14 protein-coding genes are annotated in these 26592 nt (G+C 74.3%); 5 read left to right on the plus strand and 9 right to left on the minus strand.

All coding sequences use genetic code 11. The annotated features are described in order from the left end of the window. From fxsT to AB0M11_RS13125, 3 genes are all read right to left on the minus strand, one after another. Nucleotides 1-4706, minus strand: a 4706-nt coding sequence (gene fxsT / locus AB0M11_RS13115) for an FxSxx-COOH system tetratricopeptide repeat protein (RefSeq protein ID WP_365704539.1), incomplete at its 3' end; no start/stop codon positions are given. After that, entirely contained in the window at nt 4706-5899 is a 1194-nt protein-coding gene (locus tag AB0M11_RS13120; protein WP_365704541.1) for a MoxR family ATPase, read from the minus strand. The genes fxsT and AB0M11_RS13120, both read right to left, overlap by 1 nt. Next, the gene (locus AB0M11_RS13125) at nt 5896-7359 is read right to left on the minus strand and encodes a hypothetical protein (RefSeq protein WP_365704674.1); all 1464 of its coding nucleotides are present in this window, start codon (nt 7357-7359) and stop codon (nt 5896-5898) included. Before AB0M11_RS13125 ends, AB0M11_RS13120 begins: the two co-directional genes overlap by 4 nt. Nucleotides 7360-7611: 252 nt before the next feature. Between AB0M11_RS13125 and AB0M11_RS13130 the strand changes: the two genes are divergently transcribed. Next, a complete protein-coding gene (locus tag AB0M11_RS13130; protein ID WP_365704543.1) occupies nt 7612-9363 on the plus strand; it encodes a phospholipid carrier-dependent glycosyltransferase in 1752 nt (583 codons plus the stop codon). 3 nt (nt 9364-9366) lie between these two features. On the opposite strand, the gene AB0M11_RS13135 is transcribed toward AB0M11_RS13130, so the two are convergent. After that, nucleotides 9367-10686, minus strand: coding sequence for an alpha/beta hydrolase-fold protein (locus AB0M11_RS13135; RefSeq protein WP_365704545.1), 1320 nt, complete (start codon nt 10684-10686; stop codon nt 9367-9369). 202 nt (nt 10687-10888) lie between these two features. Here AB0M11_RS13135 and AB0M11_RS13140 point away from each other — a divergent pair, with 202 nt between their 5' ends. Next, nucleotides 10889-13765, plus strand: coding sequence for an AAA family ATPase (locus AB0M11_RS13140; protein ID WP_365704547.1), 2877 nt, complete (start codon nt 10889-10891; stop codon nt 13763-13765). A gap of 219 nt (nt 13766-13984) precedes the next feature. Next, a complete protein-coding gene (locus AB0M11_RS13145; protein WP_365704549.1) occupies nt 13985-15610 on the plus strand; it encodes a S53 family peptidase in 1626 nt (541 codons plus the stop codon). Between the two features lie 116 nt (nt 15611-15726). Here AB0M11_RS13145 and AB0M11_RS13150 read toward each other — a convergent pair whose 3' ends face one another. Continuing rightward, nucleotides 15727-16527 (minus strand): hypothetical protein, encoded by an 801-nt coding sequence (locus tag AB0M11_RS13150; protein WP_365704551.1) that lies wholly within the window; start codon nt 16525-16527, stop codon nt 15727-15729. 266 nt (nt 16528-16793) lie between these two features. On the opposite strand from AB0M11_RS13150, the gene AB0M11_RS13155 reads away from it, so the two are divergent. Then, nucleotides 16794-17201 (plus strand): hypothetical protein, encoded by a 408-nt coding sequence (locus tag AB0M11_RS13155; protein ID WP_365704553.1) that lies wholly within the window; start codon nt 16794-16796, stop codon nt 17199-17201. Then, the gene (locus tag AB0M11_RS13160) at nt 17188-19983 is read left to right on the plus strand and encodes a tetratricopeptide repeat protein (RefSeq protein ID WP_365704554.1); all 2796 of its coding nucleotides are present in this window, start codon (nt 17188-17190) and stop codon (nt 19981-19983) included. Before AB0M11_RS13155 ends, AB0M11_RS13160 begins: the two co-directional genes overlap by 14 nt. Before the next feature lie 398 nt (nt 19984-20381). On the opposite strand, the gene AB0M11_RS13165 is transcribed toward AB0M11_RS13160, so the two are convergent. From AB0M11_RS13165 to AB0M11_RS13180, 4 genes are all read right to left on the minus strand, one after another. Continuing rightward, a complete protein-coding gene (locus AB0M11_RS13165) occupies nt 20382-21470 on the minus strand; it encodes a helix-turn-helix domain-containing protein (protein ID WP_365704555.1) in 1089 nt (362 codons plus the stop codon). A 158-nt stretch (nt 21471-21628) separates the two neighbouring features. Then, nucleotides 21629-22588 carry a chlorophyllase gene (locus AB0M11_RS13170; RefSeq protein ID WP_365704557.1) on the minus strand — a complete coding sequence of 320 codons (960 nt, stop codon included), beginning with the start codon at nt 22586-22588 and terminating at the stop codon, nt 21629-21631. A 241-nt stretch (nt 22589-22829) separates the two neighbouring features. Further along, a complete protein-coding gene (locus tag AB0M11_RS13175; RefSeq protein WP_365704559.1) occupies nt 22830-24143 on the minus strand; it encodes a S53 family peptidase in 1314 nt (437 codons plus the stop codon). Further along, nucleotides 24140-26476, minus strand: coding sequence for a hypothetical protein (locus AB0M11_RS13180; protein WP_365704561.1), 2337 nt, complete (start codon nt 26474-26476; stop codon nt 24140-24142). The genes AB0M11_RS13175 and AB0M11_RS13180 overlap by 4 nt, the downstream gene beginning before the upstream one ends. Nucleotides 26477-26592 lie beyond the last annotated feature (116 nt).

Genomic DNA, 26592 nt, shown 5'->3' on the forward strand with positions numbered 1-26592 from the left:
GTGATCCTGCGGTGCGTGATCTGCGGAGGCCCCGACATCGAGACGGCGTACCTGCACAACCTGAACGTGCTGCCCATCGCGGACGATTTCACCGGGGCGATGTCGGCCTCGGCCCGGCGGCTGCTGGCGGCGGCGACGGTCGCCGGGTGACTCTCGCCCAGCGTGCGACGGAACCGGGTCAGGGTGTCGGTGTGCAGCACCGTGGCCTCGTCCACCCGGTCCAGCGCACGCAGGTCCAGCGCGACGTTGTTGGCGCAGGCCAGGGTGGTCGGGTGGTCCGCGCCCAGGTCGCGCCTGAGGATCTCCAGGGTCTGCCGGTCCAGTTCCAGTGCCTCTGCGTGACGGCCCAGCGCGCTGTGCTGGTTGGCCATGCCCAGGGCCGTGGTGAGGGTGAGGATGTTCTCCTCCCCCAGCGACTCGCGCATGCCCCGCAGTGCCGCCTCGACGTGTTCCCCGGCGGCGTCGAGATCGCCCAGGTGGCGCAGGGTGATGGCCACGTTCGTCCGGGCGGACAGGGTGTAGGGGTGAGCGGGGCCCAGCTGGGCGGCGTAGCGCTCGACGGTCGCCTCGCCCACCTCCCGGGACCGCTCCAGCTGGCCGTTCTGCCTCAGGTCGACGACCAGGTTGGCCGCGAAGGCGATGGCGTCCGGATGGTCGGCTCCGTAGCGGCTCTGGATCCGCGACAGGCCCTCTTCGGCGAGCTCCAGCGCCCCGTCGTGGTCGCCGGCGCGCCGCCGGCACACCGCGAGCACCCGGGCACAGGTGATGCTGGCCGGGTTGTCCTCGCCGTAGTTGGCGATGTACCGGGCGTAGACGTCCTCCTGGTGGACCAGCGCCCCCAGGTAGTCGCCGACCTCGCGCATGTCGAGGGAGAGGCCGCTGAGGGTGTTCAGGGTGTCGAGGTGGTTCTCGCCCAGGGTGAGGCCACGCAGCCGGGCCGTCTCCGCGTCGAGCTCGCGGGCCTCCTGGTACAGGCCCATCAGCCGCAGGCCGATGCCCAGGCTGTGCGCCGCGCGGAGGGTGGCCGGGTCGTCCTCGCCGAAGGCCCGCAGGGAGCGTTCGTAGACCGACCGGTTGATGTTCAGCGCCTCGGCCAGCTCGGCCCGCAGCCGCAGTCCGCTGGTCAGCTGGATGAGGGCGTCCAGGGTGCCCTCGTCGTCCTCGCCCGCGACCCGGACGTAGGTGTCCGCGGTGCGCTGCATCATGTCGGCGGCTTCCGCGTACTCGCCGACCCTGCGCAGCAGGAAGGCCAGCCACTTCGCCATCTCCAGCGTCTGCTGGTCCTCGGCGCCGAACTTCGCGGTCCACACCTGCAGCGCCTCACGCGCCATGGAGACCGCCCCGTCGAAGTCCCCCCAGATGGAGAGGAACTCCACCACGTCCCGGATCAGGCCGCGCACCCACGGCGAGTCGCACTCCACGGCCCGCGACACCACGATGTGCGGCAGCAGCTGCTGGTAGCGCGGCCACAGCTCGCGCGAGCCGGGGCTGTTGGGGTTGGCGTCGGCGAGCAGCAGGTGCGCGCCGTGCCGCATGTCCGCCTGCTGCTGCGGGGACATGCGGTTGACCAGGACCGCCTGGACCAGGCGGTGCAGCTGGATGGTGTCGTGCCGGTGCTCGATGCGGGCCAGGGCGTAGACGTTGATCTCGCGGATGGCCCGGCCCAGCCTGATCGGGTGGCGCAGGGCCTCGTCGAGCTCGGGGGCGATGGTGCTCCGTGAGTTGTTGAAGAGGGAGCGTGAGATCGGCTCGGGGGCGAAGAACGAGCAGACCTGGAGGAGCTGGAGCGCCGCGGGGTTGCGCTGTTCGAGCTGGCGCAGCGAGACGTCCCAGGCGGCGGCCACCGACATGGGGTAGTCCGGCGACGGGACGAGTTCGAGCATCAGCTCGGCGATCTTCTCCCGGATCAGCCCCAGGTACTCGTCCACGGCCATGCCGGTGACGGCCTGCCAGGCCGCGGCCTGCTCGATGGCGAGGGGCAGGTCGCCCAGTTCCTCGGCGAGCAGGTCGGCGTCGGCGTCGGTCAGGTCGCGGGCCCGGCGGCGCAGCAGGGCCTTGCTCTCCTCCCGGGTGAAGACGTCCACGGAGAGGGTCCTGGCTACCCGGTCCCACTCCTGGTTCCGGGAGGTGATGAGGATCTTGCCGGTGCCGCCGGTCGGGAAGTAGGGGCGTACGGCCTCGACGTTCTCGGCGTTGTCGAACACCAGGAGCCAGCGGTCGTAGGGATCGCCCCGGCGCAGGGCCTCGCGGACCGCCGGGACCGCCCGGTTGGCCTCCGTGCCCACGTTCAGGCCGATCCGGTGGGCGAGTTCGGTGAGCGCGGTCAGGATCATCGTCGGCTGTTCGGAGGGGATCCACCAGATCACGTCGTACTCGGCCGCGTGCCGGTAGACGTACTCGATGGCGATCTGGGACTTCCCGACCCCGCCCATGCCGTGCAGGGTGTGCGGCAGCACCGCCGAGGTGTCGCCCGTCAGCAACTGCTCGTGCACCTGCGCGAGGAGTTCCTCCCGCCCGGTGAAATTGGGGTTGTTCGGCGGCACGTTGCCCCAGACCACCGGCACGGAGGCGCGCTGCGGGGTCTGCCGTGACTCCGGGGCGGCCGGCCCCGGGACCGCCCTGCCGGGTGACGAGAGGTCGGCGCCCGGCTGCCCGTCGGCGCTCGGAACGGGAATCTCCCGCGCTGGAGTCCCGCTCGCGGTTCCCTCCGCTGCATGCTGGTACTCACTGGCAGTGGTGTCGGTCATGTCCGGGCCGCCCAAATCTGGATTTACCACATATTTATTACGGACATCGTGGCTCATTTGCCGCGAATTCTCATTGATCGACGCACCCGGGGACGCCCCCTCCAGTGCCGCGCTGACCCGGCGGGCGCGCAGCAGATAGGGCCCCGACAGGGCGCGCAGCACGGCCAGTTCGACCCGCACGAACGGCAGGCTCTCCGCCGTCACTTGGGGAACCGGCTCCTCCTCCGGGGCGAGCAGCGCGCCGTGCAGCCCGCGGGCCGCCTCGAACCGGTCGCCGTAGAACTCGGACACCGAGCTCACCACCCGGGCGGTGTCCGCGCGCATCGCGCCCGCCAGCAGCGCCTCGCGCGCGCCGTCGACGAACTCCAGCGGCGCGGGCGCGGCGGCGCCGTGCGCCCCGGCGGCGGGCGCCGGCTGCTCCAGCAGGCCGCTCAGGAAGAGCTCGGCCAGATGGGCCGGCTGTGCCTCGGGCACCAGTCGGCGCTGCACGTCGCGGACCAGGCGGGGCTCCAGGATGGCGGCGGCCAGGTGGGTGGCCAGCCGGAACGCGGTGGGCGTGGCATGGCTGCGGAAGCGCCGGATGCGCTCCTGCACCGAGGGCGCCGGGATGACGACCGGCGGCTCGTCCACGTCCTCCTCGGGCGCCTCGGGCGCGCCCAGCAGCAGCACCGGGGCCTCGACCCAGCCGGGTTCGGCACCGGCCACCAGACGGGCCCAGCGGCCCAGCCAGCGCGCGTCCAGTTCGAGGACCGGGACCGCCGCCGTCCAGCGGGCGGGCGGCGGGTCGAAGGGGTCGCGCCACTCGGCCGGGAAGTCCACGGCCAGTTCGGTGGTGCGGGCCCCGGCGCGGGGGCTGCGCAGCCGGGCCTGCCGGGGCGCCAGCGCGGTGCGGTGCCAGTCCCGCTCGGACAGCAGATGCAGCACGGCCACCGGTCCGGCCGCGGCCCAGGGCTCCAGCGCCTGCCGGCCGGCCCCGGTCCGCCACAGCGGTCCCAGGCCGTCGGTGAGCACGAGGACGATCCGGCGGCCGGTACGGTCCACCAGTTCGCCGGGGACGCCGAGGACGTCGTGCTCCGGGTACGGCCCGCGCAGCACCGCCTCCGGCCCCCGGGGGCTCTCGCGCAGGCCCAGCCGGCGCACCCGTACGTCACGGAAGGCGCCCAGCCGCTGGGCCACGGCGGCGAACTCGGCGACCGTCTGCTCCCAGATCACCATGGTCGCGTGGTCGTCCACCACCAGCACCAGATCGAAGCGGCGCTCGTCCGCCGGCCGGGTGTAGGGCACCCACAGGCCGTCCTCGGCGGCCCGTTCGGCGGTGGTCTCCTCGTCCAGCTCGACCTCGAACGCCGAGGGCGTCAGCTGCTTCAGCGCGCGCAGGGCGCGGGTGATCCCCGCCGCGTCCCGCAGGTCCGGCGGCGCCTCCGCCGGCCCGGCCGCTCCGGCCCCGGGCCGCCGGGCCGCCCGCTCCTGTTCCGGTGCGGCGGGCCGGAACGGCAGGAACACCACCTCGCCCGGGTCGCCGGTGTCGCGGGGGTCGAGAGTGGCCTGACTTCCGTCGGCGCCATGGGGGGCATGGCTGTCGTGAGTGCCGTGGGTGTCGTGGATGTCGTGGATGTCGCGGGTGCCGACGGACGGCTCCGTCTCCCGCACCGCACCGTCGGGGCCCGTCGCGCCCGTCGCCCCGCCCGTCGGTCCGCCGCCGCCGTCGCCGTCGTCGGCTGCCGTGCCGCCGGTGGCGCCGCCGGTCCTGCGGCCGGCCGGGCCGCCTGTCCTGCCGGGCGCCGACGACCTGCCGGGGGGTGGTTCGGGCAGCCCGGACAGCCCCGACAGGCCGGTCGGCCGGGGCTGCGGCGGGCGGTCCGACGCCGGCAGCCGCGCCGCCAGCGTCTGGTACGCGTGCAGCCAGAGGCCCTCCGCCACTTCGAAGGCCTCCGGCCGGGCACGCGAGTCCTCGTCCATCAGGGCGCCCCCGACAGCTCGCGCCAGAGGGCGTCGAGCAGCTCGCTCCAGGACTCGTCGTCCTCCCGGACCCCGGCCGTGCGCAGGAAGACGGCGTTGAGCAACTGGTCGGTCGCCAGCCCCCCGTGCTGCCGGCTGCGCTCCACGAAGGCCCGGATCATGTCGTCGTGGCGGCCCTCCTGGTCCCGGAAGTGCGCGGCGATCATGGCGGCCAGCTGGTCCTCGCGGGGCGGGGAGACGTCCAGCCGGACGCAGCGGCGGAGGAAGGCCGGGGGGAACTGGCGTTCGCCGTTGCTGGTGATGACGACGAACGGGAAGGCCCGGCACCGGACCCGGCCGTCCGTCACCGTGACCGTGGTGTCCGGGTCGTCGGTGAACACCTGCGCCCGGCTCTCGTGATGGCGGGCACGGACCAGTTCCGGGATGTCGTACGAGCCGTTCTCCAGCACGTGCAGCAGGTCGCTGGGCAGGTCGATGTCGCTCTTGTCCAGCTCGTCGATGAGCAGGACGCGGGGCAGCTCGTACGGGAGCAGGGCGGTGCCCAGCGGGCCCAGCCGCACGAAGTCCCCGATCCGGGCCGCGGTGGCGCCCCCGGCCGGCGCCCCGGTGCCGCCGTCCGGCGCCCCGGTGCCGCCGTCCGCCACCGGTGCCGCGGTGGTGTCGCTCCGGGCCGCGGTGGTGCCGCTCCGGGCCGCCGCCGCGGTGCCGTCGTGGTCCGGTGCGACGGCCGGGCCCCGCCCGAGGGAGGCCTGGGCGCGGCCGATGGCGTCGTACTCGTACAGCCCGGAGCGCAGGGTGCTGCGGGAGGTGATCCCCCAGTGCAGGACGCGGCCCAGGCCCAGTTCGCGGGCGACCAGATAGGCCAGCGTGGACTTCCCGATGCCCGGCCGGCCGGTGACCAGCAGCGGCCTGCGCAGCAGCAGCGCCGTGTTGATCATGTCGATGTCGTGCGGGTCCTGCCGGGAGGTGGTGCGGCCCGCGCTGCCGAGCCGGCGGTCGGTCTCGGCGCTCTCGGCCGGTACGGGCGGCAGCACCGGGCCGCCGTCGAAGGCCCGCCAGCCGGGCGGCGGGGGCAGCACGTCGGCGAGGCGGATGTCCGGCAGCGGCTGCCCGGTGCCCCGATAGATCCACCAACTGCGGCTGACCGGACCGCCGTTGCGGCCGTTCTCCACCGGATGCTGGACGCGGTTCATGAGGTCCCCTCGTCGTCGTGGCCGCCGCGCACGCCGCCGGGCTCCGACGCCGGGTGTCCCGGGTGTTCGGACCAGTCGACCATCCGGTTCGGGTCGTCGAGGAGTACCGCGAGATGACGTCCGGTGTGCGCGTTCCGTTGCGCCGCGGCGGCGGTGGCCGCCTCGTTCCGCAACTGCCTCACGCGCTGGGGCAGTTCGGCGGCCGTTCCCTTCAGTAGTTTGTCGACCCGTTTCCGGAAGTCGCCCGGGGGCGTGGGCCGGCGGTCCCAGACGGCCAGCGGCACGCCGGCCCGCAGCGCGGCTTCGAGGGTGGCCTGGCGGCCGTCGGGTCCGGGCAGCGGCGGCGCGTTGAGCGCGACCGAGACCAGTCGCTCGTCGGCGGCGAGCACGCTGGTCCACCGGACGGGGTCGTGGCCGCGCTCGCCCGTGGTGTCCCAGTGGCAGGCGATCCGGGGCCCGGCCGCCAGTTGCTGCCAGCGGTTGCGCCAGCGCCGGTGATAGCGCCGGGCCCGCATCCGCTCCAGGCTCCGCAGCGCCACCGGGTAGTCCAGGCACAGCGCGGTGGCGGAGGAGGAGTCGGAGGCCGTGGGCAGCCACTCCATGGGCTGGTTCAGCAACTGGAGCGGCAGCACGAACTCCAGGACCGGTCTGCCGGGGCGCTCGCCCCAGTCCTCCTCGACGCTGCCGACCAGCTCCTCGACCGCGGCCTCGACGTCGCTCAAGGCCACGATCCGGTCCTCTCCTCGCTCCGGCCGCCATGAGCCAGGTCGCCGCTGACGCCAGTGGGAGAGCAGGTACTCGTCCGAGCCCATCCCGTGCTTGCTCAACTGGACAACGAGACAGGCGGGTGCCGGTTCCGCCGCTCCCCGGGCGATCTGCGAGCGGAGCGCTTCGAGGGGCCGCACCAGGTCGAGCCGGCTGCTCTGGTCGTCGTTCCAGTCGCGCAGGCCGTCGATGAGGCGCCGGTCGGCGCCGGAGGCGGCGCCCGCCGCGATCGCGTGCTCCACCAGGGCCAGCACGGGAAGCAGGCCGTCGGGGCGGGCGTTGGCCCCGGCGAGGAAGTCGAAGGCCTCCTGGAGGGTGCCGACCGGGTGGGCCGGGAGCGGGAGGTCGCCGGCCGCCGCGTGCAGCAGGCCCTGCGGGTCGGGAGGCGATAATCGGCCGAGCAGCGAGCGGGCTCTGCGCAGTTCGGGCTCGGGCAGGACCGCCAGTACCGGCGAGGCGGAGACGAGCTCCGCGATCCTCAGGACCGGGAGGGAGCCGGGGTCGTACACCTGGAGGGTGTCCACCAGCACGGAGAGCCCGGTGGGCCGTTGCCAGCAGGCCCGTGCTATCTCCATGATGTCGTGCCGCTTCCGGTCGTGTCGCCGGAGGTTGGCCAACTCGGGTAACCGGCCCGCCAGCATGTCGATCAAGAGATCGCGCCCTCCCGGTGCGTCGAGTCCCGCCACGGCGCACATCTGCTCTACCAGTTCATGCTCGAATCCCGCCGCATGACCGCCGTTTCTCACACTGAACAAGCGTCCCCCCGTCACGGCTCCAGTGTCCCCCAACTCCCTTCCGAAACAGGGCAGTCCGGGTGCCGTAGCCCTGCGTTCAGGGTATGGCCCAGGCCTGACACGTGGCCACCCCGGACGGCGAATCACCGGCACGGCATCCGCCGTCCGGACACCGCTTCGCGGCCCGGCCCGGACACGGCCTAAGGTCGTCCGGTGACGAACAGCAGCACGACGCGGTCCCCCGATCTCGACGGCATACGTCCGGCGGCGCCGGCGTCCCCCGGGTGGCCGGGCCGGCTGCGCCGGTTCGGATACGCCGGGCCCCCGCGCACCGGGGCGCACGCCGGCCCGCACGCCGGAGTGCGGGAACGTCTGGTCCCGCCCTTCCCCGAGCCCGCCACCCGCGTCTGGCGGCTGCTGGGCCTCGGCCCGGCGCGGGCGCGGGGCCTCGCGAAGGCGATGGAGTGGCTGGGTCCGCTGCTCGTCACCGCCCTGGCCGGCGTCCTGCGCTTCTGGCGCCTCGGCCGCCCGCGGGACCTCGTCTTCGACGAGACGTACTACGCCAAGGACGCCTGGGCACTGCTGCACCTCGGGTACGAGGGCACCTGGCCGGACCGCAAGATCGCCGACCCGCAGATCCTGGCGCACCCCCAGGTGATCTCGCTCTCCGACACCGGTTCCTTCGTCGCGCACCCGCCGACCGGCAAGTGGGTGATCGCCGTGGGCGAGTGGCTGTTCGGTCTCGACCCCGTCGGCTGGCGCTTCATGACGGCGGCCCTCGGCACCCTGTCGGTGTTCATGCTGTGCCGCATCGGCCGCCGCCTGTTCCGGTCGACGTTCCTGGGCTGTCTGGCCGGGGCGCTGCTGGCGATCGACGGCCTGCACCTGGTGATGAGCCGCACCGCGCTGCTCGACCTCGTCGTCATGTTCTTCGTGCTCGCCGCGTTCGGCTGCCTGCTGATCGACCGGGACCGGGCCAGGGCCCGGCTCGCGGCGGCCCTGCCGGCCGACGCGGCGGGCGGGGTGCGCCCCGACGCGGACACCGGCGACCGCGCCCGGACCGGCCGGCGGCCCTGGCGCCTCGCGGCCGGCGTGCTGCTGGGCCTCGCGGCCTCGACCAAGTGGAACGGCCTGTACGTGCTGGTCTTCTTCGTGGTCCTGACGCTGCTGTGGGACGTCGGCGCCCGCCGCGTCGCCGGGGCCCGGCACCCGTACCGGGCGGTGCTGCGCCGGGACCTCGGCCCGTCGGTCCTCGCCCTCGTCCCGACCGCGGTCCTGACGTACCTGCTGACCTGGACCGGCTGGTTCCTGTCCGACGACGGCTGGGGCCGGCACTGGGCGGACGGCCGCGGCGGCACCTGGTCGTGGATACCGGCCCCGCTGCGCAGCTTCTGGCACTACGAGTACCTCGTCTACCAGTTCAACGTCGGCCTGCACACGCCGCACAAGTACCAGTCGAACCCGTGGAGCTGGCTGGTCCTCGGCCGTCCCGTGCTGTTCGCCTACGACTCCCCGCAGCCCGGCCAGGACGGCTGTCCGGCAGCGGGCTCCTGCACCCGCACGGTCCTCGCCCTGGGCACCCCGCTGCTGTGGTGGTCGGCCTGCTTCGCCCTGGCCTACCTGCTCTACCGCTGGGCGCTGCGCCGGGACTGGCGGGCCGGCGCGATCCTCTGCGGGGTGGCGGCCGGATACCTCCCCTGGTTCCTCTACCAGGACCGCACGGTGTTCTCCTTCTACGCCGTGGTCTTCGTGCCCTTCCTGTGCCTGGCCGTGGCCATGATGACCGGGGCCCTGCTCGGTCCGCCGGGCGCGACGGAGCGGCGGCGCCTGCGGGGCGCGGTGGCGGCCGGGGTGCTGGTGCTCCTCATCGCGTGGAACTTCGTCTACTTCTACCCGGTCTACACCGGGCAGACGATTCCCTACAGCGGCTGGCAGTCCAGGATGTGGCTGGACACCTGGATCTGAGGGTCACCGGTGCACCGTGGCCGTCGGGCTGGGCGCCGGGCCCTCCGCGCGCAGCGAGCGGTGGTCGCGCTCGGAGGTGGGGCGGGGGGTCGGCTTGCCGGCCGCCTCGGTGGCCGGCTTCTTGGGGTGGTGGCGGGGGACGACGTCCTGGGGGAAGGTCAGCTGGTCGTTCATCCACGTCAGGGCGGCCGGCATCTCCCGTACCCAGGTGGGGAAGTTGTGGCTGCCGTTCTCCGGGAGGATGGAGACGACCCGCATGGGCGCCTTGACGGCCTTGATGAAGGCCTCGGTCTCGGGGTAGCCCTTCTCGCCGTGCTTGCTGTTGGCGACCAGGACCGAGACCTGGGGGACGGGCAGGTGCTTGAGCCGCCACATCAGGTCGTGGCCGTCGATCCGGGCCTGGCGGCCGGGTCCGCTGCCGAAGAGGTTGCCGGTGGTGGGGTCGTCCTTGACCCGGTAGTCGGGCGACAGGGCGGCGGCCGTGGTGTAGACGCCGGGGTCGCGCATGGTGAGCTGGAGGGCGCAGCTGCCGCCCGAGGAGTACCCCATGACGCCCCAGGAGCTGGCGTCGTGCCCGGCCCGGTAGACGGACTTGATGGCCTCCGGGAGGTCCTTGGCCAGGAACGTCTCGGTCTGCGGTCCACCGGGGACGTCCACGCACTCGGTGTCGCGGGGCGGGGCGATGGTGGGCCGGATCATCACCATGATCGTCGGCTGCATCCGGCCCGTGCGCTGGAGCTCGCCGGCGGTCTGCGAGACCCGCAGGTGCTGGGCGAGGTTGTAGATGCTGCCCGGGTAGCCGCTGAGCGCGACGATCACCGGGAAGCGCATGCGGTGGTACGCCTTCTGGAAGTACTGCGGCGGCAGATAGACGAAGGCCGGGTCGATCACGCCGGTGCGCCGGCCGATGATCTTCACCGACTCCACCCGGCCGACGCTCGCGGCGGGCCCGTTCGGCAGTCCGCTGACCCGGCTCAGCTGCTGGTCACCGGCGGGCTGCACGAGGGAGGCCCCGTGGATGCTGCTTATGCCGTTCACCAGGCCGCCGCCGTTCCCGCCGGCCGCCTGCGTCACGCCGACGGGGGCGGTGTCGACGTTGCCGAACAGCTCGTTCCAGGAACCGAAGAACTGGTACGACGAGTTCACCGCGCACGCGAACGCCGCGACGATCGTCACCTGCGTCACCCCGATGGCCCCGAGCCGCCCCAGCACCGGCCACAGCCCCGGCCTGGCGAACCGCGGCCACAGCCAGACCAGCAGCGCCACACACAGCGCGGCCAGCGCCGCGAGCGCGTATACCGTCGTACGACTGGTCAAACCCATGTCACTCAGTCCCTGTTTCCCGTTTTCCCTGCCCATGCCTGGTTGCTTTCGCACAGGAGGAGGGCGGAATTCGCTTCCGCGTTCCGTAACGATGGATTCATGAGGAAGACATGACCTGTTACGCCATGTCGGGCGGGGTGGCGGGCGCCGGGAGGTGACGAACGTCATTGACACCCGGATCACCTCGGGTTGTCATGAACACATGCAACTGACCGGGCGCCGTCCCCTGCTCGACGCCGTCCGGGTCCAGGCGGCGGCGCGCCCCGGAGTGCTCCTGCACGGCCCCGCCGGCATCGGCAAGTCCGCGCTCGTCACGGCCCTGGCCGCCGACGCCCCCGAGGGCGGCGCCGTACTGCGCTGCTCCCCCGCCGAGGCGGACGCCCGGCTGCCGTTCGCCGGGCTCGTCGACCTGTTCGCCGGGGTTCCGGAGCACCGGCTGGCGGCCCTGCCGCCGGAGCCCAGGGCGGCGCTGGCGGCCGCCCTGCTGCGCGGCGGCGGACCGGCGGACGGCCGCGGCCTGCTCGCCGTGCGCGTCGCCGTCCTCGAAACGCTGCGCGCCCTGGCCGCGGGCGGTCCCGTCCTGCTCGTCGTCGACGGCCTGCAGTGGCTCGACGAACCGACCGCCGAGGTCCTCGCCTTCGTCGTACGGCGGCTGGCCGACCCCGCCGTCCGGATGCTCGCCGCCGAGCGGGTGGCCGACGGCGGGCGGCCCGAGCGGCTGCACTGCTGCCCGCCGGGCACCGTCGACCTCCCCGTGCCGCCTCTGACGGACGACGAGACGGCCCACCTCGTCCGCACGGACCTCGGCGCCGACCTGCCCCCGGCCACCCTGCGCGCGATCCAGCGGACCGCCGCCGGAAACCCGTACTACGCCGAGGAGCTGGGACGCGCCGCCCGGCACGCGCCGGCGCCCGCCGGGTTCGGCACCCTGCCGCCGGTGCCGCCGGGACTGCGCACCCGCCTGCTGGAGCGGGCCCGCTCGCTGCCCGAGCCGGTGCGCCGCACCCTCCTCGTCGCGAGCGCCGCCACCAGCCCCACCCTCACCCTGTTGCGCGCCGCCGGACTGCCGGACCCGGCCGCCCACCTCGCGCAGGCGGAACGGCTCGGCATCGCGACCGCCGACGCCGACGGGGTCGTACGGTTCCACCACCCCGTGCTGCGGGCCGCCGTGCACGCCGACGCCACCGAACACGGCCGCCGTCAGGCGCACGCGCTGCTGGCCCACGCCGTGCCCGAACCGGTGGAACGGGCCCGCCATCTCGCGCTCGCCCACCCGTACGAGGACGAGGCCACCGCCCGGACCCTGATGGCGGCGGCCGGCTCCGCGCGCCAGGACGGCGCCCCCGCCACCGCCTTCGAACTGGCCGCCCTCGCCGCCCGCCGCACCCCGGCCCGCCACCCGGCGGACCGCGCCGAACGGCTGCTGGCCGCGGCCGAGTACGCCTGCGACGCCGGGCGCGCCGAGGAGGCCGGCGAGGCCGCCGGTGCGGTGCTCGCCCGGTCCGGTTCGGCGGCCCAGCGGGTGCGGGCCCGCCTGGTCCTGCTGCGCGGCGCCGGACAGGCGCTGGAGGGCGCCGAGGACCTGATCGCCGACGGGCTGCGGGACGCGGCCGGCGATCCGCGCTCCGAGGCCCGGCTGCACCACTGGGCCGCCCTCCGCGGCCTGCTGTGCGGGGAGTTGACGGAGGCGGCCGGGCACGCCCGGCGGGCCGCGCGGCAGGCGGGCGCGGCCGGCGACACCGGCACCAGGATCGACGCGCTCGCCACCCTCGCCCGGGTCCGGTCCCTGGCCGGGGAGCCGATCGCCGCCGACGCCGCGCTCGCGGAGGCGCTGACCCTGGTCGCAGGCGCCGACGGCGGGCCGGAGAACCGGCGGCTGATCCGGATGCGGGCGATCCTCGCCCTGGACTCCGACCGGGTGGCCGAGGCCCGCGACCAGGTCGTGCCCCTGCTCGCCGCCGCCGGTGAGCCGGCCGGCGCCGAGGAGACCGTCGCGACGCTGGTGGCGCTGACCCGCGTCCAGGTGCGTGCCGGGCACTGCCGGGAGGCGCTGCGCACCGCGGCCCGCTGTTCGCGCGCCCTGGCCGAGGCGGCTCCCGCCCTGTACGCGGCGGCCCTCGCCGCGACCGCGGGCGGAACGGTCGACGAGGCCCGGCGGCTGGCCGCACGGGCGGTCCGCGCCTCGGAGGCCGACGGCGACCGGCTGTTCCTGCTGCGCGCGCTCGCCGTCCTCGGCCAGGCCGAACTGCTCGGCGGCGATCCGCGCGGGGCGGCCGCCGCCGTCGAGGCGCTGCAGCGCGTCAGGGAACTCGGCGAGGCCATGTGCGCCGCCGACCCGCCGCTGCTGCACTGGTACGGCGACCTGGCCGAGGCCCTGGTCGTGCTGGGCGAGACGGAGGCGGCCGGGACCGTGCTGCGCGACGCCCGCGACCGCGTGCCGGACGGCGCGCCCGGCAGCGTCCTCGCGGCGCTGGACCGGGCGGAGGGGCTGCGCGAGGCGGGCCTGGGCCGGGCGCGGGAGGGGGCGGTGCTGCTGCGCGCCGCCGTCGACCGGCTGCGCGGGCTGCCGCTCCCCGTCGAGCTGGTCCGCACCCTGATCGCGCTCGGTGCGGTCGAGCGCCGCGCCCGCCGCCGCAACGCGGCCCGCGCGGCGCTAGCCGAGGCGCTGGAGACGGCGACCCGTGTCGGCGCGGCCCCGTTCGCGGTCCGGGCCAGGGACGAACTGGCCCGGCTGGCGGCCGCGGAGCGCGGCGGCGAGACGGGCGCCGGCGCGCGTGAACTCACCCCCACCGAGGCGCGGATCGCCGAACTGGTCGGCGGCGGCGCGACCAACCGGGAGGTCGCCGCCGAGCTGTTCATCAGCGTCAAGACGGTGGAGGGGGCGCTGTCCCGGGTCTACCGCAAGTTCGGCGTCCGCTCGCGCACCGCGCTGGCGCACGCGATGGCCGTCGCCGTCATCGCCTCCGGCGCGGCGGTGGACACCGGCGACGACGAGCAACCCGGCCCGAACGCGGCCACCGTGACGGTGAGTCAGGCGGTACGCCCGCGGCTCCCCCGCCCGCTCGACACACGCAGGTGACGTGACGCCCCGTGGGCGTGACGCACGCAGGTGACGTGACACCGCCGTTGATGTGGCACCGCCGTGGGCGTGACACACGCCGTTGACGTGACACGCGCAGTTAACACGTGACGCAAGGGTTCCCCCGCTTACGGGGGTGGGGCCGCCGTTCCTACGGTGATCCCGTTCCGGTTCCGGGACACTCCCCACCCCCACCCCCCACCCTCCGGAGGAACTTCGGTGAAGTCACGCCTGAACCTGCTCGGTCTGGTCGCCGCGCCGGCGCTGATCGCGGCGGTCGTCCCCGCCGCCTACGCGGCCGACGCCCCGCACACCGCCCGTGCCGCCGTCGCCGGTGACGTCCTGCCCGGCCTGAAGCACGACGCGTCCCGCACCGGCGAGGTCGCCGCGGGCAAGCGCATATCGGTGGCGATCAGCCTGACGCCCAGAGGCGGCAGCGCCCTCGACACCTTCATCGCGAAGGTCAGCGACCCGCACTCGGCCGCCTACGGCCACTACCTGACGAAGGGCCAGTTCGCGGCCCGGTTCGGCCGGACCGACGCCGAGGTCAAGCAGCTGAAGGACTACCTGCGCGCACAGGGCGTCACCGTCGGCAAGGTGCACTCGGGCAACCTGCTCGTCGACGCCAGCGGCACCGCCGCCCAGCTGCGGAAGGCGTTCGGCACCCGGCTGTCGACCTGGAAGGACGCCGCCACGGGCCGCTCCTTCTACGCCAACGACAGCGCGCCGACGCTCCCGTCCTCCCTCGCCGCCATCGTCAGCGACGTGGCCGGCCTCAACAACCGTGTCCAGCTGCACCACCAGGCGACCCCGCACACCGTCTCCCCGCACAACGGCCCCGGCGGCGGCTACACCCCGGCCCAGCTCAAGGGCGGCTACAACGTCTCCGGCACGTACACCGGCAGCGGCCAGAAGATCGCGCTCCTGGAGTTCGACGGCTTCCAGCAGTCCAACATCACCAAGTACGACACCAACTACGGCCTGGGCTCCCCCACCCCGACCGTGTCCAAGGTCGACGGCGGCTCCGGTGCGCTCGGCGACGGCCAGGTCGAGGTCGAGCTGGACATCGAGGTCCTGCACGCGATCGCCCCGAAGGCGAACGTGACGGTCTTCGAGGGCCCCAACTCCGACGCCGGCGAGGTCGACACGTACCAGGCCATCGTCGACAGCGGCATCCCGACCACCTCGATCAGCTGGGGCGCGGCCGAGTCCGCCCGCACCACCTCCAACATCAACGCGGTGGACGCCGTCTTCAAGGCGGGCGCCGCCGAGGGCCTCGGCTTCTACGCGGCCTCCGGTGACGACGGCTCCGACGACGCGGGCGACGGCGGCACCTCCGTCGACTACCCGGCCAGCGACCCGTACGTCACCGGTGTCGGCGGCACCAAGCTCACCGTGACTTCCGCCAACGCCTGGAGCAAGGAGGTGGCCTGGTCCGGCGGCGGTGGCGGCAAGTCCTCCGTCTTCAAGATCCCGAGCTGGCAGACGGCCGTCCAGAAGAGCGCGGGCGGCGGCTACCGGCAGGTCCCGGACGTCTCGGCGCACGCCAACCCGAGCCCCGGTGTCTCCATCTACTCGCAGGGCTCCTGGTCCTCGGTCGGCGGCACCAGCGCGGCGGCCCCCGAGTGGGCGGCGTTCGCGGCCCTCTACGACCAGCAGGCCGCGGCGGCCGGCAAGGCCGGCCTCGGCTTCGCCAACCCCGCCCTCTACGCGGCGAGCGGCACCGGCTTCCACGACATCACCAGCGGCAGCAACGGCGCCTACTCCGCGGCCACCGGCTGGGACTTCACCACCGGCTGGGGCTCGTACAACGCCTCGACACTGGCGTCGAAGCTGCTCGGCTGACAGGCGGGGGGGGCTGGGCCACCGTCTCCGGGTGCGGGTGCGCTGCGGCTGGTCGCGCAGTTCCCCGCGCCCCGGACGGGGCCCGCACCGCCGTCACCGGCTGCGCTGAGGGGGCCTCACCTGACGTCGACGAAGTCGCCGGGCGCCGTGGCCGGGCCGGTGGTGCCGGTGCCGGCGAAGACGAAGCGGAAGTAGCCGTCGGTCTTCGCCACGGTGGTGGTCCGCAGCGCTCCGGCGCCGCCGCTGGTGACGGTCTTCAGGGTGGTGTAGGTGCTGCTGCCTTTCTTGCGGAACTGCAGTGCGACCCGCTGTCCCTGGTAGCCGGTGTAGGTACGGCTCTCCCAGTTCGCCCGGCTGAGTCTGCCGGTGACGGTGACGGTCCTGCCCTTCCGCACCGGCTCCGGCGAGGCGTTCACCGTCACCTCTGCCAGCCGCTTGATCCGGGCCGTGCCCGCGGCGTCGATCTCGGTCCAGTCGTCGGTGCGGTCCTGGGCCCCGGCGAGCACCTTCCAGGTACCGGCGAGAGCGTTGTGGTGGAGGTCCCGCGCGGCGTCCACGGCGATGCTCACCGCGCAGGCGGAGGTGGTGGGGTCGGTGGACGACACCGTGCAGGTGCCCGTCGGCGGGTACAGCGGCAGGTGGCCGTCCTCGTCATCGGTGTTCGGGCCGTGCCACAGGTAGGCCCAGGACGCTGCGACGCCGTCCGGGTCGGTCGCCGTCCAGGTGAGGGTGACGGTCTTCCTGGTGGTCAGGCCGAGGACGATGTCCTTGCCGCCGTTGACCACGATGTTCGAGAACGTGGTGTCACCGGACGCGGTCCGGTCCGCCGCCTGGGCGGCTGCCGGGAGCACCGACGTGGCAAGGGCGAGCAGGCCGGTGGCGAGGGTCACCGCGGTGACGGCCGGGCGGATGCGCATGGGATCCCCCTCAGGGACGGACGGCTCGCCGCCTGCGGACGGCGAGTCCTGATGCTGTGTCACACCCGTTGGACATGCGGAGGACCGTGACGGTTGCCCCGGTGTTCCGACCGTGTTCACGAACGCCGGCCGGGACCACGGCGGCCGCCCCCCTTCGTGCGAGATACCCCAAGACGGCGCTTCTGTCCTCGCTTTCCACTTTCTGCCCCCGATGGGCCGGTCCCCGCTGTATCTCTGGCAGCACGCGTCGAGGCAAGGGGGGACGCATGCAACGTGTGGCGCGTTGGGTTGTCGCGGTGTGCGCGGGAGCCGGTTCGTTCGTGGTCTGTCTGTGGGCGGCGCGGGCCGCGCGTCTCGGTTTCCTGCCCCGCGCGGAGGCCGACCGGTGGGTGGTGGCGACGGCGTTCGCCACCACGGTGGCCGCGCTGGTCGGGGCGGCGGCCGGGTGGTGGGCGCAGGCGGGGACCGAGGGGGCCGGGGCGGTGCGGCAGGACGTCACGGCGTCCGACGACGCCCGGGTCACGCAGGTCGCCGGGGACCGGCGCCCCGGCCCCGGCGCCCCCGCGCAACGCCCCGGAGTACGGGACCAGCGCGCCAGGGCGGCGGGCCGGGCTCGGATCACCCAGGTCGGCGGGGACGACGGCACGACGGGCCCCGGGCGTGGTGAGCAGTAGGCGCGGGGCCGCGCAGGCACAGGCCGCGGCGGCCTCCGGGCACGGCCATGTCATCCAGATCACCGGCAGCGGCAACCAGGTCTGCGCGTCCGGCGCCGCGGACCGGTCACCGGTGCTGCACCTCCCGGCGGAGCCCCCGCACCTGGCGGGCCGGGAGCAGGAGGCCGAGGCCGTACTGGCGCTGCTCGCCCCCGTGTCCCGCGGCCGGCCCGACGCCGTCGTCTCGTTGCTGTCCGGGCTCCCCGGCATCGGCAAGACCGCCCTCGCCCTCCACGTCGCCCACCGGGCGGTGGCCCGCGGCTGGTTCCCGGGCGGCGCGGTCTTCCTGCACCTGCGGGGCTACGATCCGGCCGGCCCGGTCGGCGCGGACGAGGCGGTCGGCGCGCTGGCGCGGGCGCTGTGCGTGGCGGAGGCGAGGACACCGGACGAGCAGACGGGCCTCTGCCAGGTCGCGCTGAACCGGCTCGCCGACGAGGACAGGGCGGTCCTGCTCATCGCCGACGACGCGGCCGACGCCGCACAGATCGAGCGCCTCGTACCGGCCCGCTCCACGCACCGGCTGCTGGTGACCTCCCGTCACCTGCTCACCGGACCCGCCGTCCAGCCCCGGCTGATCGGCCTGGACGAACTGACGCCGCAGGGTGCCGCCGACCTGATCGCCGACGCGCTGCGCCATGCCCGGCCCGACGATCCGCGTCCGCAGCGGGAGGCCGGCGCGCTGGCCGAGCTCGCCGGACACTGCGGCCACCATCCGCTCGCCCTGCGGATCGCCGCCTGCCTGCTCGTCACCGACGCGGGCCGGTCCATCGCCGCGCTCGCCGCCGACCTGGCCGACGCCCGGACCCGCCTCGACGTGCTGTGCTTCGAGGACGGCGGGCGCACGACGGCGGTCCAGGCGGCGTTCCGCCTCTCCTACCAGCGGCTGCCGTCGGCCCACCGCCGGCTGTTCCGGCAGCTCGCCCTCAGCCCCGGCCCCGACATCGCCACGGACGCCGCGGCGGCGCTCGCGGGACGGTCCCGGTCCTGGACCCGGGACTCCCTGGCCGCGCTCGCCCGAGCCGGGCTGCTGGCGGAACAGCCGGTGCGTTCGGGGCGCTGGCGGATGCACGACCTGGTCCGGGTCTACGCGGCCGCGCTGGTCGAGAAGGACAGCGCCGCGGTGCGGGAGGCCGCGTTCACCGGTCTGCTGACGCACTTCCGCAAGCTCGCACGGGCGGCGGACGCGCATCAGCACCACCACGACCACGGACCGCTGCCCGGCGACTTCCCCGACCGCGCGCACGCGGTGCGCTGGCTGGAGGCGGAACGGGCGAACCTGGTGGCGCTCATCGTCCGCGCGGCGGCCACCGGACATGCGCGCGCGGTGCTGGACCTGGAGGAGCACCTGCGGCTGTTCCTGCTGCAGCGCAGCAGTTACGCCTCCGACGCCGTGACCGTCGCGCGGCTCGCCGTCGGCAGCGCCCGCGCGATGGGCCACACCTGCTGCGAGGCCAACGCCCTCGGGCACCTCAGCGAGGCCCTCGGTGACTGCGGGCGGCTGCCGGAGGCGGTGGAGGCCGCCACCAGGAGCGTGGCGGTCGCCCGGACCCGCGGCGAGGACCGGGAGCGCCAGATCGCGGCACTGCACGTCCTCGGCACCTCGCTCCGCCGGGCCGAGCGGTTCGAGGAGGCCGTCAAGGCCCACACCGAGAACCTGGCGCTCTGCGAGGAACTCGGTGACGGGTACTGGACCGGCAAGGCGCTCGTGGGCCTCGCCGACACGCTGCGCGACCGCCACGAGTACCCGGAGGCCGCCGGCCTGCTCACCCAGGCCGTACGGCACTTCGCCGAGAGCGGCGACTGGCACGCCGAGGGCCTCAACCTGCTGGGGCTCGGGGACACCTTGTTCGCCATGAAGAGGTCCGAGGACGCCGTCGGCGCGTACCGCCGCGCACTCGCCGTCTACCAGGAGCGCGGCGACGAACACCACCAGGCCATCGCCATGCAGCACGTGTGGGCGGTGACCGACCTGAGCCCGCAGGAGGCGGTGGAGAACTTCGAGAAGGTCGTGGCCATCTGTCACAAGGTGTTCGACCGTCAGCTGGAGGCCCTGGCGCTGAAGGCCATGGCCGACCGGCTCCAGCGGCTCGGCCGGTACGACGAGGCCGTCACCGCCCACCGCAGGGCGGCGGCCATCCACGAGGAGCGTGACGAGGAGAGCCTGCTGGCCGGCGCGCTGCGCGACCTGGGGAGCGCCCTGTGCGCGGCCGGCCGGCCCATCGAGGCCGCCGAGGTGCACGAACGGGAGATCGCACTGTTCCGGAGCAGCTGCGACCGGCACAAGGAGGCCGAGGCACGGGAACGTCTCGCCACGGCGCTGCGGCGCGGGCGCCGGCGGACACAGGCGGCGGAAGCCTCCGCCGCGGCGATCGGCCTCTACCGCGAGCTGGGCGACACCTGGTGCGAGCGCAGGACACTGGGTGATGTGGGCCTGCCCGTCCGGGACACGCGACGGGCCGACCGGGCCATGGCCGTGTACCAGGGGGTGGTCGCCGCGCTGCCGGAGAACGCCACGCGCGGCCGGGAGAGCGTGGTCCTGCTGGCCGTCGCGAGCGCGCAGCAGCAGGCGGGGCGCGTCTCGGACGCCTTCTGGTCGGTGGCGAGCATGGTCGACATCCTGGGGCGCGACGACCAGGTCGCGGAGCAGTTCGCCGAAGCCCTCCGGCTCCTCGCGAGGACCGCCCTCCGCCCCGGCCCGGTCCTCGTCGCCCTGCGGAACCGGTACCGCCGCCCGACCGCCTGAGCCGCACCCCGCAGCCGCCCCGCCCCGCCTCGTCCCACGCGCGTCCCAGCGGCACTCGGTCCCCGCAGGTCACAGGCGGGCGGGCATCCCCGCGTCCCGATCCGGAGTGCGCGGTGCGGGGCGGTGGGGCGCCGCTGCCAACATGGCCGGTGCCGGGGCTCCCGGTCACTCACCGAGGGGGAACACAGATGGGACGGAGGACGCTTCCGCGGGGTCTGCCCCTGTACGGATCCATGGCGGTGCACGCTCGGCGGAACCGGCGACAGCACGCACCGGAACGGCACCCCGGCCGGCCTCGGCCGTGACCGGTGGTGGCAGGACGGCACGGTCTGACGCCGTGCTCTCGGGGGAGCGGAGCTCCGGGTACCGCCGCTTCGGTACCCGGAGCTCCGGGTCTGTCAGTTCTTCGGCGTGCTCTGCGGCGTGCTCTGCGGCGTGCTCTTCAGCGCCGCCTCGCAGGAGGGCCAGTCGTGGAAGTCGTGCCGGACGCTCCACAGCCGGTGGGCCGCCCTGATGTTCCAGTCCGGGTCGAACGCCCGCAGCGGGGTGCCGTCGAGGTCCCGCAGCCGGGCGTCGGAGATCTGGAACACGCCCCAGTTGCGGCTGCCGTTGGTGTTCGGCAGCACGTACAGCGGGTCGAGGAAGGACGCGCAGCGGGCGACGGCCACGGCGGTGCCGGGATCCTCGGTGAACACCTCGCGGATCCGCTGCGCCACCCTGTCCGGCGGCCAGGTCGTCATGCTCACGTTCTGTGCGTAGAGGGCCTTCTTGGTCGCGTCGTCGACCACGTTGGTGGCCGGCAGGCCGGCGAGCACCTGGAAGGCGGTCACCCGGCGCAGGGTCTCGGGTCCGAAGTCGCCGTCGACGGCGAGCTTGCCCTTCGCCCGCGCCAGCAGGGTCTGGACCTCGCGCACGCAGGCGTCGTGCTGCCCCATGCTCACGATCTTGCACGCCGGGGAGTCCAGCAGCTTGTCACCGGACGCCGACGCGCCGCCGCCGGAACCGCTGCCGGGCAGCCACACGAAGCCGGCCACCAGCGCCACCGCGACCAGGGCGGCCAGGACCACGGCCCGCGGCGACAGCTTCTCGGGCATCCCGAACCGCCGCGCCCGCCCGGCCCCCGGCGGCGTGGTGTCCTCCGGTACGGCGCCGCCCGTCTCCGGTTCGTCACCGGCCCGCACGCTGTCGGGGGCGCTCTCCGGCACGCCCCCCTCGGCGGAAACGGCCGGCGGTGTGTCCCGGTCGTTGTCCGCCAGTGCCCACAGCCGATGGAGTTCGCGGAGCTCCTCCGCGCTGGCACCGCACACCTTGGCGAAGGCGTGCACCACGCGGTAGTCCACCGGGACGCTGAGGCCGGAGCAGTACCGGTGCAGACTGGAACCGCTGACGCCCGCCTCCTTGCCGAGTCGGTCGTATCCCCGGCCGCTGCGGTCCTTCAGCATCCGAAGGTGGGCGGCGAACTTCTCGGAATGCGGAGAGGCAACCACGCGTCCCCCGTTGCTCAAACCACTACTGACGGCTAGAAGCTACACCGCGCGAATGGAACACGTACGTGCTTTCGAAGCCGCGATACGACCACCAACAGCCTTTTTCTCACCACCATGTGACACGTCATCAAACAGATACGCACGCTTCCCCCCGGGACCTATTTGCACTCGACCTGCCCCACCGCACCCGGCCCGGTCGTCAGCGCCTCGCACGCCGTCCGCCAGGCGTACCGGTCGGACCCGAGCTGGGCGCGCAGGTAGGCCGCGGTGAGCTGCCCGAGGGCGGCGACGCGCTCGGGGTTCTCGTCGGTGGTTTCGTCGGCGTCGTATCCCGATATGCCGCCCAGCAGGTGCTCGGCGCCGAACAGGGTGAGGAGGGTCTTGGGGGCGGGGGCGAGGCGGTAGGGGTCGGCGTGCCAGTCGGGGCCGATGTCGGTGAAGTGCCGGGAGTCGTCCTTGTCCCCGGCGACGACCAGGGTGGGCGCGGTCATGGTGGAGAAGTCGGTGGCGTGGAAGAAGGGCACCTTGTCGGCCATCGGGCCGTTGAGTATGTCGCCGCCCCTGCCGGGTGCGGCCAGCAGCACGCCCGCCTTGATCCGGGGCTCGCGCAGGTCCACCTCCGCCCCGGTGTCGGGGTCGGTGGTCCGGGCGCCCAGCAGGAGGCTCGCGGTGTGGCCGCCGAGGGAGTGCCCGGCGACCGCGATCCGGTCGTGGTCGAGGCGCCCGGCGAGCTGCGGCACGGTCTTCTCGATCTCGTCGAGCCGGTCGATGACGTGGCTCATGTCCTCGGCGCGCGAGCGCCAGAAGAAGGGGCCCTCCGGGGCGCCGGCGAGGCGATCGGCCAGGGTCCGGGAGCTGAGGTGGGTGGGCTGGACGACGGCGAACCCGGCGGCGGCCCAGAGGTTGGCGAGCGGCGCGTAGCCGTTCAACGAGGAGAGGTTGTGGGAGCCGCCGTGGCCATGGGAGAGCAGGACGAGGGGCAGGCCGGTCCCGGTCGCGGGCACGGAGACACGGACCTGGAGGTCCACGGGCCGTCCCGGCACGGAGAGAGTCACTGGGCTGTACGACAGGACGGGGCTGCTGTCGGCGGCGTCGGAGGTCTCGGTGGTTGCGCGCATGATGAACGGTCCCTTCTGCGTCCGGTCGCACCGAGCGAAACGGAATGCTGTCCCGATTACTATCCGGAACAGCGTCCCGTTTTGTCAAGCCCCACCGGACCCGGCCGGCGTCGGACTCCGTCGTCCCCCGTCGGACCGTGTCGTCCCGCGTCGGACCCTGTCGGCCCGCGGCCCCCGTCGGGCCGCCTGGGACTCCGTCAGCTCGCGTCGGCCCCCCGTGGATCCGGTGCGCCCGCGGCGGTCAGAACGCCGACAGTCCGTTCGGCGTGCCGTTGCCGGTCGGGGCGTCGTAGCCGGTCACCGCGGTGCAGAGGTAGTCGCCGTCGCAGGTGCCGTTCGAGCCCTCGGCCACGTCGTTGAGGCCGGCCGCCGGGGCGGAGTAGAGGCGGGAGGCGTCGGCGAAGGCGGCGGGGTGGCCGGCGAGCGCGATCACTCCGGCCACGTACGGCGCCGAGGCGCTGGTGCCGCCGACGACCGTCCAGCCGCCGCTGCCCCGGGGCACGGAGGTGACGTAGACGGCGGGTCCGGTGCTCGGGTCGGCGACCGCCGAGACGTCCGCGAGCGTGCGGCCGGGGCAGTCGGCGTCCTGCTGCCAGGCCGGCTTGTCGACCCAGGCCGAGCAGCCGCTGCCCGACCCGGACCAGGCGGTCTCCCGCCAGCCGCGGGCGTTGTCGGCGCGGGTGAGCGAGGTGCCGCCGACCGCGACGACGCTGGTGTACGCCGCCGGGAAGCTCGGGACGGTGTAGCCGGAGTCACCGGAGGAGGCGACCACCGCGACACCGGGGTGGCGGTAGTCCTTGGCGAAGGCGGTGGTGCCGTGCGACTCGGTGATGCCGTAGCTGTTGGACACCTCGGTGGCACCCAGGTCGGCCGCGGTGTCCGCGGCGGCGGCCAGGTCCGCCGGGTAGGGCCCGTCGCCCTCGACCAGCAGGATGCGGCACTGAGGGCAGGCGGCGGAGGCCATCTCCAGGTCGAGCGCCGTCTCGGTGGCCCAGCCGCTGGCGGCGCCTGAGGCCGGCAGCGGAGCGGTGCCGCCGCGCTCGTTGACCTTGCGGAAGCAGCCGTTGTCCGTGGTGCACGGGGGCAGTCCGTAGGTCGCGCGGTAGACGGCCAGGTCGGCCTCGGCGGTCGGGTCGTCGTAGGCGTCGACCAGGGCGATGGTCTGGTCCGCGCCGCCGGTCGCCGGCAGGTCGTAGGCCGCGCGCAGGTCCGCCGGGCCGTAGCCCTCGGGCAGTGCGGTGTCCGCCGCGGTGGCCCTGGCGCGGAGCCCGGCGGCCGGTCCGCGTACGCCCAGGCCCCCGCGGACGTCGGTGCGGACCAGGGCGAGACAGCGGGCCTGCCCGGCGGGGACGGCGGCACAGGCGTGCTGGACGGTCGGCCGCGCGCTCGCGGTACCGGCGGCATGGGCGGTACCGGCGGCGGGGAGCGCGAGGGCGAGGAGCAGGGCGGTCACGGCGGGCCGGGCGGCCCGTGTGAGACGGGTGAGGCGTCCGGGGCGGGCTGTCATCCGGGGCTCGTTCTCCTGGTTCTCCCGATCGGGGGCGGAGGTCGTCATGAGGTGGTGGCCGCGACGGTGTAGGCGTGCGTGACGGTCTCGGAGAGGCCGTTGCCGTCGGCGTCGGTGGCGGTGACGCGGATCGCCGGGCTGGTGCCGCGCGCGGCGGCCGGGTTGGTCCAGCGGGCCAGGTAGTGGCCTCGCGAACCGTGCAGGGCGGCCTTCTGCCAGGTCTTGCCGTCGTCGAAGGAGACCTCGACGGCGGCGGAGGCGATCGCCACCCGCGAACCGGCTCCGCCGAAGGTCACGTGGGCGATGTCCAGGGCCATGCTCTGCGTGGTGCGGTGACTGGTGTTCAGGTCGTCCGCGGCCAGGCCGAGGCGCGCGGTGAGGATCGGCAGGACCAGGCAGGGCGTGGCCGCCGACTGGCCTTCGCAGGTGAACGGGGCCGGCAGCAGGGAGCCGGGGTCGCTCGCCGAGGGCAGCCCGAAGGTCAGCTCGGTGTGCGCGGTGGTGGACTGGCCGAGGGTGCTGTCGCCGCTGAAGTCCTGGTCGGCGACCATGCGGTAGCGGGCGCCGGGCGCCGTCTGGCCCTCGGCGAAGACCGCCGTGTTGCCCGGCCGGTCGTCCAGCAGCGTGCCGTCCCGGTAGAGCCTGGCGTCGAAGGCGGCCGGCTGCTGGTCGTAGACGCTGGTGCCGCCCGTGTGGTCGGCCTCGCTGTCGGTCGTGGCGAGGAAGGCCAGCAGGTTGCCGTCCGCCACGCAGGCGGAACAGTCCCAGCCGCCGTACGGGCCGTCCGTGTACTGGCCCAGTCCCAGGCCGATCGGGCCGCGGGCCCAGTCCTGCGTGTAGGTGCGGCCGGCGGTGAAGGTGCGGTCGCCCGAGGTGAAGGCGAGGCTCTTGCCGGGGAAGGACTGCTGGACCCAGACGCCGCCGTTCTCGGTGCTCAGGTAGTCGGTCACCCGGGCCGGCATGGTCTGCGGCACGGACGCCGAGAAGGCGGCCGGGAGTCCGGGGCCGAGCTCGCCGCTGGTGACGACGCCGTCCGGGGAGGCCGCGGGGTCGCGGACGTAGCGCTGGCGCACGGTGGCGAGCTGCTTGCCGGTGACCGTGATCCGCTGGTCGGCCGCCACCTGGTCGGTGGGGCGCCCCGTCAGGTCGTAGCGGTAGGGGTCGGCGGTGTCCGCGCCGTGCCCCGACCACTGGATGAAGTAGGCGACCTTGCCGGTCGTGGCGGCCGGCTGGGGGTTGACGTAGACGGGGGTGGTGTCGGTGGAGACCGCCGAGGCGGTGGGAGCCCAGTCGATCGAGCCGTTGGCGACGTCGGTACGGCCCCAGGTGGCGGCGACGTAGTCGGCCGTGGCCGGGCGCGGTGTGGCGGCGGTGACCTGTGCCGTGGCCGTGCGGGCGTCCAGGTCGGTGCTGGTCGCGCCCGTGACGTCCAGGTCGGTCAGGGTGACCAGGGACTGCGCGGTGACGTTGCCGGCGGCGTCGAAGTCCACCACCGGCGCGGCCAGGCTGTAGTGACCGGACGGCACGGCGACCTTCTCGATGCCGTCGTCCACGGGGAGGACCGCGGTCATCATGGCGGCGTCGTCCGTGTCGGTCACCAGGACCTGCCCGTTGACCCCGGCGCCGGACCGGTCCTCCGCGGTGATCCGGAGGATGTTGAGCTTGTACTTCGCCGTCGCGCCACCCCCGGCCGGCGCGTCCTTCGGGCTCGCGGTGGTGCCGGTGGCGCCGGTCGTGGTGGTCGCGCCGGTCCGGCGGACGGAGGTCACTCCCGGAAAGAGCGGGGTGCTGCCCGGCCGGTGACCGGCCTTCACGTCGGCGGCGATCCGCCGCTTCAGCAGCCGTGCCAGCTTCCGGCCGGAGGCGGCCGTGGTGTATCCGCGGGCCGACGTACCGCGCGTGGATGTCAGGGTCAGCCCGGTGGGAGCGGCCGGTTCGGCGCCCCGGGCGAAGGACACGGTCACCGGGACGCGGTCGCCCGCCGACCCGCTCTCGGCCAGCGCGGTCACGTCGAACAGGGAGAGGTCCAGCTGCCTGCCGGCGTACGGCTGGGCCAGGGACGGAATCACATAGCGGTCGCCCGACGCGTCCTGGAAGGACAGGAACCCGCCGCTGCCCGCGGCGTGCGAGGCCGGGCGGACGGCGAGGACGCGCGGCCGTCCGGACCCGGTGGTGGTGACGGTGACCTGATCGCCCGTCACCAGCGTGACGGTCCGGGTGGCGGGGGTCGTCAGCGCGGCCGCCGCCTTGACCGGCGCGGTCTCCTGCGCGGCGAGTGCCGGAGCACCCGCCACGGCCGTGGCGGTCAGCAGGACGCCGAGAGTCAGGGCTCCGGGGACGGACAGGGGTGATCTCAGGCGAGGCCTGGGGAATGTGGTCATGAACGCTCAGGCTGGCCCGGAAATGTGATCGGAACCCGGCTCGGAACATGACCGAACCGCAACAGCCGCGGCCGGCTGATCACCGTGTCACACCGCCGCGATCCCCCACGGCCCGC

This window comes from Streptomyces sp. NPDC051987, assembly GCF_040680735.1.
Classification (GTDB): Bacteria; Actinomycetota; Actinomycetes; order Streptomycetales; family Streptomycetaceae; genus Streptomyces.